Origin of the sequence: Exiguobacterium sp. UBA3491, assembly GCF_002377745.1 — a bacterium.
Lineage (GTDB): Bacteria > Bacillota > Bacilli > Exiguobacteriales > Exiguobacteriaceae > Exiguobacterium_A.
Genome location: NZ_DFQK01000025.1, coordinates 9,678 through 21,300 on the forward strand (window position 1 = coordinate 9,678; position 11,623 = coordinate 21,300).

Sequence of the window (11,623 nt, forward strand, 5' to 3'; positions counted from 1 at the left end):
CGATCGACGCGTTAAGACTAAGCAGGTTCGTTTGCGTCGCAATCGCATTAATAGTCGACGTGATAGCGACGATTTCCTGGAAACGCCCAGCAAGCTGTCCGAACGACGTGACCGACTCATCCATGCTCGTCGTTAATTGGTGCAGGGATTGTCCAGCAAGACCGATCGTCTGTCTGCTTTGTTCAGCTGTCGTCCGTGATGAGGAGCTTCGCTTGAGGGCACGGTCGACCGATACCGTCACTTCCTCCATCCGATTGACTTGTTGTTCGTTCAATTGACGGATTTCACGAATCGCTTGAACGCTACCTGCTGCTTCACTTGCTAACTGTTGCATCGCTAAATCGACCTGACTGAACGAATCCTTCGCCGCGTCGACCGTTTCACTCATTTCTTCTGTGAACGTCGTCACTTCCGTTGCGGTTGCTGCCGTTTGTTTCAGGGCAATTTGTGATGTTGTTGCGTATGCTTCCGACCGTTCTTGTTCTTTTCGGACGGTTAGCATGATGTTCCGTCCAAAAACAGCAACGAAGACAGCCGCTGAGAAAATCATCAAGTAAATGACGTACGCGACGATCAAATCGAACGTATTCGTAAAGACAATCGTTCCAAGCACTGTGAATACTGCCATTTCAACCAATCCAAGGATTCCGGCGAGAATGACCAGACGCGGAATCAAATAGACGATTGAAATCGTCAAATAAAGGTAAGCAATCGTCCAGATACTTGGGGACGGTAATGTCGTCAAAACCAAGGCGAGGACGAGATACGTTAATGTCACTTGAACATATTTCCCGCTCGGACGATGTCCGAGGAGGCGGTTGCCGACAAGCAACGCGACCGTCAAGATCAGACCACCGACTAAAAATTGATAAAACACACTGATCGGAACGTAATTCATTTGGGCAAATAAGAAAATCAATGGGTGCGCAATCGTAATCAACGTTGCAATCAGGCGGGACAAAATCTTTGTACTTTGTTGCTCGAGGGCAGATACCATCTTGTTCAAACTCCTTCATCATAGTAAACTCATACAATTGTTCATCGGCAGAATGAATTCAATCGTTAAGTTCCTCGGATGACTTTTTTTCTTGACGCTTTCTTGAGAGCGGGAGTACGTTTAACGTAGACTTTTTTTTAGAAAAGAGGATTCCTATGCTCTATGTACTCGTAGGTCTCGCAGGTATTCTCGGTGCCTTTGCACGTTATGGACTCGGACTGCTGATTGGCGACTTTACAGTCGGTCCTTTCCCGTGGCCCACGCTTGCGATCAACTTGATCGGTAGCTTTCTGCTCGGCTATGCGACACATTTTTTATTTCGAACGAAACTCTTGCATCAATATGTGATCACTGCCATCGGAACAGGCTTCATCGGCTCATTTACGACGTTTTCGACATTTAGCGTCGAGACCGTGACGTTACTCAACGAACGTCATCTAGCGGATGCGTTCCTCTACGTACTCGTCAGCCTGTTCGGCGGTCTGTTCCTGTCTTATCTCGGTTACGCTCTTGGGACAAGACGACTGCGTTACGTGACGAAAGGACGTGACTGAATGACATTACTCGCCCTCGCCATCGGTGCTTTTTGTGGTGCTATCAGTCGCTTTGCTGTCAGTCAATGGATGAAGACGTTTTGGAAACATGAATTTCCACTAGCGACGTTCCTGATTAACGTAATCGGTTCGTTTTTGCTTGGTCTCGTCATCGGTGCGCATCTGGATACGACATGGACGTTACTCTTAGGTACCGGTTTCCTTGGATCATTTACAACGTTCTCAACGTTCAAAATCGAGACGTTGCAGTTATTTCAGGACGGAAATCGTAAAGTACTTACCCTCTATCTCATCTCAAGCTACGGTTTCGGAATTCTTGCAGCTTTCCTTGGAATCACACTTACAGCTTGAACAAAACAAGAGGCGACGGAAAATCCGTCGCCTCTTGTCGTATCCGTTTTAATTTAATCATTCATCCAGAATAGACCAACCGTCTCTGCTCCGGCATGCGTCCCGATTGCTGGTCCGAACGTGCCCTCGAGAATCGTCAAATCCGGGAACTTCGCTGCGACTTGCTGCCGCAGTTCCGCTGCCATTTCCGGTGCCATCGTCGTCGCGACATAAATCCGGTTCTTATAGAACGTGTGCTGACGCATCGATTCATCGATTTGTTTAACCATTTCGATGTAAGCTTTCTTTAAAGAACGTGCTTTTTTGAATGGTACGATTTTTCCTGCTTCATCCGTCGTGATGATCGGTTTGATGCTGAGTAGGTTCGCAAGGAACAAGTCACCGGATGAGACACGTCCACCCCGGCGCATCGTTTCCATATTACCGACGATCATATAGAAATGGGTCTTTTTCGTCAACGCTTGTAAGGCTGCGACGATTTCCTCGACGGATTTCCCCTGTGCCGCGAGCTCCATCCCGTAACGAATGAACTCTTGTTGGTTCTCAAACGCTGTATGCGAGTCGATGATATGAACCGGGAAACTGGCTGCTTCCGCTGCTGATGCTGAACTTTGGACGGTACTTGAGAGCCCATTCGTACAGTGCACTGCAATGGCACAGTCATAGCCTTCTTCTTTCAGCCGTTCATATGTTCCAACGAACTCCCCAAAGATCGGTTGTGAAGTTTTTGCAATCAGCTTTTTGTCCGCATCCAGGGCACGAAACAGACGCTCGACCGTAATGGCATTCTCTTGATACGCCGTATCACCAAGTAAAATTTGAATCGGCACGACATTGACGCCGATCGCTTCCGCCTCTTCCTTCGTGAAATAGGCCATACTATCGGTCACCCATGCAATTTTAGTCATTTTCCTTAGCCTCCGTTAGATTCTTCTTGCTCTATCCTACCATATACAGGAGTGGAAATCGCAAGATACCTCATGACATCATCTGAAAATGAAACGATGTACGCTTATGATAGTGCTCACCGGCACGCAAGACAACGGAAGGGAAATCTGGTTGATTGATCGCATCCGGCAGCCCTTGTGTCTCAAAACAGATACCCAGGTACGGCGTTGCCCGTCTTCCACAAATCGTGAACTCGCCTGACAAGTGATTGGCCGTGTAGACGACGACCCCCGGTTGGTCGGTTACGACCCGTAACCGCCGCCCGCTGATTGGTTCGTCAAGAACGATCTCCCCACCTTCTCTAAGCAGGAAGGGATGATCCACCCCGCTACCCGCTTGACGAAGTTGTTCGTCTGGTGCGTGTGTGACTTCATGTAGAAAACGGGCATCGAGAAAATCAAAAACGGTGTCTGTTACCGGGAGAATGTCACCGGTCGGTACGGCATCTTTCGTCAACGGAATATAAAAAGGGGCGTCCATTCGCAGGACGTGCTGTTCGATTGTCGTCTTCGCCTCACCTGTCAAATTGAAGTACGTATGATTCGTCGGACTGAACGGTGTCGAGGCCGTCGTCTCCGCTTCATAATGAACATGCAGGACGTTCTCGTCTGTCCATTCGAAGGTCAACTCAAACGACAAGTGACCTGGATAGCCGTTCTCTCCATTCGGACTATCTAATCGTAGGACGAGTCGGTCATCGTTGATTTCGTGCGTGAACATCCGGTTCGCCCAATTCTCGCTTCCCCCGTGAAGATGATGCTCGCCTTCATTTTGTTCAAGTACATACGTCATTCCTTCGAGCGCGAACGCTCCGTTCGCGATTCGTCCTCCGACACGTCCGATCGTTGCGCCTAAATGGTGTGGATCATCCTGGTATTCTGACAGGTCATCAAATGCGAGTACGACGTTTTCAATCATCCCTTGCTGATCTGGAACCCGTATCGCAAGAATTTTTGCGCCTCGGTTCAAGATATCGACACTATGTCCATGAACATTCTCTAACGTGAACCGTAACAAGTACTGATCTTCTAGTTGACCCACTTCTGTTGTCGTAATCATCATCTGCTTCCTCCTGTACAATACGTTTTGCTGTTTTCCTATTTACCCTTGAAGCAACACAAAAAAACAACAGTAGCAAAGTGCCACTGTCGTCAAGGTGATGGAAAAGGTAGCCGGACTTCGATTCGTGTTCCTTGATGGATAATGGAATAGACACGTAGTGACGCAGCCGGACCATATGTCACCTCCAGTGCGCGTCGAATCAAGAACAGATTCGAATCACCTGATTCTTTTTGATCCAGTTGTTGCATCACAGCAAACGGCATTCCTTGCCCATTGTCTGCGACTTCGATGACCCAACCCGTCGTCGACTTAAAGGCGCGGACATCAATCCGGTGATGCCGTCCTGCCTTTACGAACGCGTGACGTAGTGCATTATCGACAAGCTGTGTCACGAGGAACGGGAAAACGAAGTATTCCTCAACGGAAGTCTCGATGTCGAGATCGACCGTGATATCAGCGGATGTCAATTGATTCGGACGGCGGCGTGTACCTTCGAGCGATAGATAAGCTTTTAGCGTCGCTAGTTCCTCACGCAGTGGATGTTCATCGTGCCGCGTCGCTGTCGTCAAAAGTTGAAGCAACGCATTCAATTGATGTTTTACAGGAGTTCCGGGATCGGCTGTCCGCTGAATTTCTTCGATGATGCCTTTGAGATAACTGACGTGTAACATAGGTTTCATCTTTCTACCGCTTAATCGGAGCAACTGCTCTTCTCGGTGCATGTATAACTCTCGTGCTAATAAACGGACAAGTTGTTCCGTCATTCGCTCGACCGTATCGTCAAATAGATCTTTCGAGAAATAACAGATGACACCCGCCTTTTGACCGTTGATGCGTATTGGATGAAAGCTTAGAATCTGTCCCGTCAGTTCATCTTCCTGTCGAACGGGTTCTTCTGCCTCGATCCATTGTTGTTCCTCACGTCTCGGTTGTTCGCCACAGACAGCAGGTTGCTGTTCCGTCATATCGATGACGACTTCCGTCGCTCCGAGCAAGACGACACGTTGCATTTTCGTCTCCTTTAATAATGTCGCTCCGATTTGTCGGGCGACTTCTGACGTCAACCCCTGCTTTCGTAAGGGTTGCAACGCTTGTAATAACCGATCAGAACGCTCCGTTTGTCGGACGAAGAGATCACCTTCGAGTCGAAGTTGCGTTCGTAAAATCATGATAAACAGTATGACACCACATGTGTTCGCAAATAATAGCGGAAACACCGCATGACTGATTAAATCAAGCGCCTGCGTCGTGTCTGGAGCCAGCAACAACGTGATTCCACTTTCAAAGAACAATGCGACTAAGACGATGCCGACTGGTGGAATCAAGGCATAATCATCCCGTAAGCGCCAACGTTTCCGGTACCATCCACTCACGAGTCCAGCTATCATCGCAATGATCCAACCTGCTTCTGCCCCTAGAGAACCGAGTAAATAGCGGTGCAACCCGACTAGACATCCTGTGATCCCACCGACGATTGGTCCACCGATCAGACCACTCGTCACGATGACTGCTAAACGTGTATCAAGTAATAAAGCATCCTTTTTGACGGATAACCCGAGTAACGGATCAATCGTTGTATCATTCGAAAGCACGATTCCCGCATAGTTCATTAAAATACCAGATGATACGAATGCTAAAAGAAGTGGTACATTCATCCCGCGGTCCATCTTGAATATGTATCGAGAAATGCGCCACTGGGACAATAGAAAGGCTAACAGTGCTAACATACCTAAACGACTCAGTAAGAATGGAATCTGATCAAGCACGGAATACCTCCTCGTTTCATAGGACGCGAATCGACAATACGGTAGTTGTAGATTACATTCCCGCTCACTCCACCATTCTCCTATCATGACCGCTGAAAGTTCACACAATCCGCAAGTTCTTGATTTTTTGACTGATGTGATATAAAAAAATCGGCTCCTCGATGAGGAACCGACCATCTTATCCTTCTGCTTCTACTTGTTCAGCTGGATGCAACCAAATCTTGACGCGATTGATTTGATAGTTCTCCATCTCCGTTACTTCAACCGAAAAATCTGGTGTATCGATGTGCTCACCGGGTTGAAGATCAATGTTGTGCATCTGAATCCAGCCGCCGATCGTATCCACGTCCTCGACGTTCGTAAATCGAATGTTGAAACGTTCTTCTAAATCCACGAGTAATACAGTACCGTCCAGTAAAAATTCGTCGGATTTGATTTGTTCGATTTCTTCGACTTCATCTGCATCGAATTCATCACGGATTTCGCCGACGATTTCTTCGAGTAAGTCTTCCATCGAGACGAGTCCTGCTGTTCCACCATATTCATCGACGACGAGTACGAGATGTGTCCGGGTCCGTTTCATCTTCCGCAATGTGTCCTGAAGTGATGTTACTTCAGAAACGACCGGTAGTTCCTTGACGTAATGTGTCACCGGATGTTCGTTCCCGTTCGCGTAATCCGTCAAGACTTCCTTGACGTTGACGTATCCAAGAATCCGGTCTTTATCGTTCTCTTCTGTGACCGGATAACGCGTATACGGATTGTCCATGAAGATTTCCATCAGTTCGTTCTTCGTCAAACGTTCCGATATCGTCTCCATCCGCATCCGTGGAACCATTAAGTCTTTGACAATATGCTCGTCAAAGGCGAAGACGTTCTGCATGAGAGCAAGTTCTGTCTGATTGATTTCACCACTTTGGAAACTTTGTGCCATGATGATTTTTAATTCATCTTCTGAGTGGGCTTGTTCATGTCCTGCTGGTTTGACACCGAACAGACCGAGGAACAGGCGTGCTGAACCGTTGAGTAACCAGATGAACGGATACATGATCTTCCCGAACACATACAGCGGACGGGCAAATAACAATGTCATGCGTTCTGCATACTGAATCGCGAGTGTCTTCGGAGCAAGTTCGCCGATGACGACGTGTAAGAACGTTACGGATACAAATGCGATACCAAACGACAAGAGTGTTGAAACAGCAGCAGAGATCCCGAAGTCATCAAAGACCGGATGCAGGATCTTTTCGACTGTCGGTTCTCCAAGTGCCCCGAGACCAAGTGCCGTGACGGTAATACCGAGCTGACAGGCAGACAAGTAATAATCAAGATCACCGGCGATTTTTTTCGCAAGGACCGCACTTTTATTGCCTTCCTGGATCATCTGATCCAAACGCGACATCCGCACTTTGACGACAGCGAATTCCGATCCGACGAAGAACGCCGTCAACACGATCAACAACACCACTAAAAATAAATTGATGAATAATATAGTATCCAAAATCCCCTAAACAGGGGTCACCTCCATTGTTTTGTATTAAAGCTGTGCAATCAGAGAAGCAATCAATGTCAGACGTCGGGACAATTCTAAGCGAATCGCTTGTTTTTCGACTTCCGTCGACTGCAACAAACGTTGCTCGAGTCCTTCAACCGTCGTCTGTAATTGTTGTACTTCCTGATAAATCGTCTCTCCTGTTTTTTGTTCTCGTTCCGTAAAAGAAGCAAGAATCTCTTGCAGGGAAAGCCGTTGAGACTTCAAATATTCAATCTTTTCGATTTGATGAATGACAGATTCGTCATACAAACGGTAACCCGATGCAGTACGCTCTGATGTTAAGAGACCGAGTGATGTGTAATAATCGATCGTTCGTTTTGATAAGCCGGTGGTCTCCGCGACCTGACCGATTCGAAGTAACGCCTTCCCAAAAGATTCTCACCTCCTTTCCATAGTTAGTCCTTTTATTTTATCATGTCAAAACCGTACAGTAAAACGTCATGCTTTTAATAAAAAAAACGATTACTCCCGTTGATACGAGAATAATCGTTTATACACTTCTAATTTTAAACGGTGGCAATTGGCTCTTCGACCGCTATACCAACGATAGAACGTTCTAATAATTCGACGACATCATACGTGGCGACTGCTTCATCCACTTCCTTCGCCTTCGTACCGTCACTAAGCATCGTCAAACAGTACGGACATGCTGACCCGATGACGGATGGTTGGACGGTCAACAATTGTTCCGTCCGCGCGACGTTGACACGTGCACCAACTTTTTCTTCTTGCCACATCATGCCGCCACCAGCACCACAACACATGCCTTTTTCTCGGTTACGTTCTGTCTCGACGAGTGTGATGCCTGGAATCTTCTCGAGAATATAACGCGGTGCGTCGTAAATATCATTGTATCGACCGAGGTAACACGAATCGTGATAGACGACCCGCTCTTTGACTTCATGTAACGGTGTAATGCGTTTCTCATCAATCAGACGAGCGAGCAATTCGGTATGGTGATAGACTTCGACATCCAGACTGAGTCCGAAGTCTGGGTACTCATTTTTGAATGTATTGTAGGCATGCGGATCAATCGTGACGATCTTTTTGACGCCATACTTCTCAAATGATTTGATGTTTGCTTCCGCGAGTTCTTGGAACAAGACTTCGTTACCGATTCGACGTGGTGTATCGCCTGAGTTCTTCTCATCGTTTCCGAGAATCGCAAACGAGATATTTGCCTCGTTCAGAATACGGGCAAACGCCATCGCGATTTTTTGACTCCGGTTATCGTACGATCCCATCGCCCCGACCCAGAACAGGTACTCGAACTCTTCGCCTGCTTTCTTCTTTTCTTTCGCTGTCGGAACGACGAGTTCATCACGGTTTTTCCGCCAGTTTTCGCGCTCTTTTCGGTTCATCCCCCATGGATTACCTTGACGTTCGATGTTTGCCATCGTCCGCTGCATTTCCGGATCCATCTTGCCTTCCATCATGACGAGATGGCGACGGAGGTCGATGATTTTATCAACATGTTCGTTCATGACCGGACACTGATCCTCACAGTTTCGGCACGTCGTACACGCCCAAATTTCTTCTTCCGTAATGACGTTCCCAATCAATGAATCCGGGACGATATCCATCTGCCCGGCTGCTGCGAGCGAGGCAATCTGATTTCCTTGCGATCCTTCGAACGCAAAAGCAGGTGCCCATGGTGAACGTTGAGTGATCGCTGCCGTTTTCATGTTGAGATGGTCCCGTAATTTAACGATCAAATCCATCGGTGACAACATCTTCCCAGTTCCGCTTGCTGGGCACATGTTCGTACAGCGACCGCACTCGACGCAGGCATATAGATCAACGAGTTGCTTTTGATTGAAATCTTCAATCCGATTGACCCCGAAGCTGAATTCCGCTTCGTCGTCTTCTGCTTCTTCCATGACGGATAGATCAATCGGTGCCAAACGACCAACTTTCGATGTCCGACCGAGCCAGACGTTTGCTGTACCGGCAATCAAGTGCGCATGCTTACCTTGTGGGATGTAGACCATGAAGCTAAGTAAGAACAAAAGATGCGCCCACCAGAAGAAGACGAATAATCCGAAAGCGACCGATTCCGGTACCCAGCCGAATAAGAACGCAATGCTTGAAGCGACGGGTTCACCGAGCGTCGAGTGGTTCTCGTAGACAAGGAAGAATCCATTTCCGAAGAGGACGGCAACCATCAAGCCACCGATGAAGATCAAGGCAAGACCTGCTAAAAAATTTCGCTTCAGACGGACGAGCTTCTCGACATACCGGCGATAAAAACCCCAGACGACGGCAATCAAGATGACGAGCATGACGATTTCTTGAAAGAATGTAAAAAATGGATAAAGTGGACCGAGCGGGACATGCGGAAAACGCTGACCGACGGCAAGTCCTTTCCAGATAAAATCAATCGCTCCGAATTGAACGAGTAAGAATCCATAGAACATCATGACGTGGATTGCGCCACTTTTCTTATCTTTTAATAGTTTCTTTTGACCAAAGACGTTAACTAAAACTGCGTCTAGTCGTTCTTTATTCGTCAGCGTCCATTCCGCCTTTTTCCCCCGTTTAATGGCGGCATAACGACTTTTGACAAGTGATGTGAACAGATAGCCTGCATAACCGATGACGAGTAGGAAGGCAATCCAGTTGATGATTAAAAATGTATTCATGTTCGAACAAACCCCTTTCCCCCTAAAGCAGTTGTGTTGAAATGAGTATAGCATATAATGAATGACTATTCATTCATAAATTTTTAAATAAATTCTCTTTCGATTGATTGGCTCAATATGATTTAAAAAATGAGTTGAATCTATTAAAAGTAAATTGTCACGTGCGATTGTTCGATAGACATGCTTAGCAAGATTTCCTTCGTCTAATAGGACATTCTAAGCAAAAAGAACGGATACATTCCTTCATAAGGATGATCCGTTCTTTTGCTTACCACTTCATCTCTTCAAACATATAATAACCTTTGTGTTGTTCTGTTAAGTATGTATATAACGGAAGACGGACATCCTCNNAATTCCGTTAGCTCCCTTTGATTGATCCACTTCGTCTCGCTGATTTCTTCATCAGGATCATTCGGATCGAGTACTCCGCTCACCTCGCAATCAAAATAAGTGACGAGACTGTGCGCTTGATAAGTTGGCATGAAGTTCTCCGTCAAGAAGGCAAACGACGATGATGTGACTGCCAAGCCAGTCTCTTCAGCAACCTCACGACGAAGTGCTTGCTCGAGTGTCTCCCCAGCTTCAATCTGTCCACCGGGTAAGCTCCACCGATTGTCCTGACCCGATTGATTGTTGACAATGAGCAGTTGATCGCCCTTCCGGATGATCGCGACGATGATTCGATAGAGTGGATACATGACGCTTCCTCCTAAAAAGACTATCTTGTCTAAAACAAGATGGTCCACTGATTGTTTATTCTAGACCGAGCGACTGTGGCAGACGGACTGCACGTGCGAAGGCATTTTTATAATCCTTTTTTGCGACTAACTTTTCGACTTCACGGATCGCTGGATGCTGTTNNTCTGCGAACGCACCCAGGATCGTCAAGTAACGCTCATATACTTGGTCGTCTTCCTGACGTGCTTTCAAAAGCGCTGTATACAGCATGACGGTATCTTCACCGTATAAGACAGGTAATTCTTCATTGATTAAAAGTAGCGTATCGATTGACTCCGGATCGACCTTCGGATTGTATTCCGTGATGACCTGCTCTGCGAGTCCTTCGAGTTGATCACGCCATTCGTTGTAGCGCGGCTCATCGTTCTCGAGCCACTCGAACCATTCCTCTTCCAACATCTGTTCCATTTGACGTACTGTTTGTTCAAATGCCATTCGTCTCACTCCGTTTCCAAGTTAAATCAATCGTATACGTACCGACTGCTTGTCCATTCATTTTTAATGTATAGCGAAACTTCATCTGCTGCGGTTTCATCTCAATCGTCTCCGTGTCTGTCTCCATCAACATTTGACCGAACTGACTGCCATACTGGCTTTTTGTCGTCTCTTTTAAAATGAAAACATGATGCATCGCAACAGGACCTTTGCGATTCAGGGCGATCTGGTCTTTTGACCATTTGATCGTCGTATCAATCGGTTGTTCATCCGGTTGAACGAATTTCACGGCAAAACCGTCCTTTGTTTCGAACAACGTGCCGTCCGCCTCAAGTTCGACCGATTCACGCATCGGACCATCTTCAATCGTCGTCACCTGTCGTAATGACACCGAGTACTTTACTGGTTTCACTTCTATCACCTCATCGTTTAGCGTACACGATTTTTTCGTCTGATGCACCTTCTGCTTACATGCAACAAAAAAACGGATCCGATGTACATCGAATCCGTTCCAGATTGTAGACAAATGGACTGACTCAAAAAATGACGCACCTTTTCACGCCCTTTCCTCAGGC

12 protein-coding genes are annotated in these 11,623 nt (G+C 46.9%); 2 read left to right on the top strand and 10 right to left on the bottom strand.

From position 1 onward, the window contains the following. Positions 1-997, bottom strand: a 997-nt coding sequence (locus B4F99_RS09335) for a chemotaxis protein (protein ID WP_290757238.1), incomplete at its 3' end; no start/stop codon positions are given. 155 nt (positions 998-1,152) lie between these two features. Between B4F99_RS09335 and crcB (B4F99_RS09340) the strand changes: the two genes are divergently transcribed. Next, a complete protein-coding gene (crcB, locus tag B4F99_RS09340; RefSeq protein ID WP_290757240.1) occupies positions 1,153-1,551 on the top strand; it encodes a fluoride efflux transporter CrcB in 399 nt (132 codons plus the stop codon). Beyond that, the gene (gene crcB / locus B4F99_RS09345) at positions 1,552-1,902 is read left to right on the top strand and encodes a fluoride efflux transporter CrcB (RefSeq protein ID WP_214729638.1); all 351 of its coding nucleotides are present in this window, start codon (positions 1,552-1,554) and stop codon (positions 1,900-1,902) included. It abuts the gene before it with no gap. A gap of 53 nt (positions 1,903-1,955) precedes the next feature. Here the strand turns inward: crcB (B4F99_RS09345) and B4F99_RS09350 are convergent, their stop codons facing one another. The 9 genes from B4F99_RS09350 to B4F99_RS09390 all read right to left on the bottom strand — a co-directional run bounded on the left by B4F99_RS09350 (position 1,956) and on the right by B4F99_RS09390 (position 11,460). Then, positions 1,956-2,810, bottom strand: coding sequence for a DegV family protein (locus B4F99_RS09350; protein ID WP_058265493.1), 855 nt, complete (start codon positions 2,808-2,810; stop codon positions 1,956-1,958). Between the two features lie 70 nt (positions 2,811-2,880). Beyond that, a complete protein-coding gene (locus B4F99_RS09355) occupies positions 2,881-3,909 on the bottom strand; it encodes an aldose epimerase family protein (RefSeq protein ID WP_214856343.1) in 1,029 nt (342 codons plus the stop codon). 92 nt (positions 3,910-4,001) lie between these two features. Beyond that, positions 4,002-5,678, bottom strand: a complete 1,677-nt coding sequence (locus tag B4F99_RS09360) for a LytS/YhcK type 5TM receptor domain-containing protein (RefSeq protein ID WP_214856192.1) — start codon at positions 5,676-5,678, stop codon at positions 4,002-4,004. A gap of 178 nt (positions 5,679-5,856) precedes the next feature. Next, entirely contained in the window at positions 5,857-7,179 is a 1,323-nt protein-coding gene (locus B4F99_RS09365; RefSeq protein WP_290757248.1) for a hemolysin family protein, read from the bottom strand. A 36-nt stretch (positions 7,180-7,215) separates the two neighbouring features. Continuing rightward, positions 7,216-7,584, bottom strand: a complete 369-nt coding sequence (locus B4F99_RS09370) for a MerR family transcriptional regulator (RefSeq protein ID WP_035411297.1) — start codon at positions 7,582-7,584, stop codon at positions 7,216-7,218. 155 nt (positions 7,585-7,739) lie between these two features. Then, positions 7,740-9,875, bottom strand: coding sequence for a (Fe-S)-binding protein (locus B4F99_RS09375; protein WP_035411299.1), 2,136 nt, complete (start codon positions 9,873-9,875; stop codon positions 7,740-7,742). Positions 9,876-10,159: 284 nt separating this feature from the next. Further along, positions 10,160-10,573 carry an NUDIX hydrolase gene (locus tag B4F99_RS09380; protein WP_290757251.1) on the bottom strand — a complete coding sequence of 138 codons (414 nt, stop codon included), beginning with the start codon at positions 10,571-10,573 and terminating at the stop codon, positions 10,160-10,162. A gap of 55 nt (positions 10,574-10,628) precedes the next feature. Beyond that, a complete protein-coding gene (locus B4F99_RS09385) occupies positions 10,629-11,048 on the bottom strand; it encodes a hypothetical protein (protein ID WP_290757252.1) in 420 nt (139 codons plus the stop codon). After that, positions 11,038-11,460: a DUF1934 domain-containing protein gene (locus B4F99_RS09390; RefSeq protein ID WP_231496909.1), complete on the bottom strand. Its 423-nt coding sequence runs from the start codon at positions 11,458-11,460 to the stop codon at positions 11,038-11,040. Before B4F99_RS09390 ends, B4F99_RS09385 begins: the two co-directional genes overlap by 11 nt. Positions 11,461-11,623: the final 163 nt, after the last annotated feature.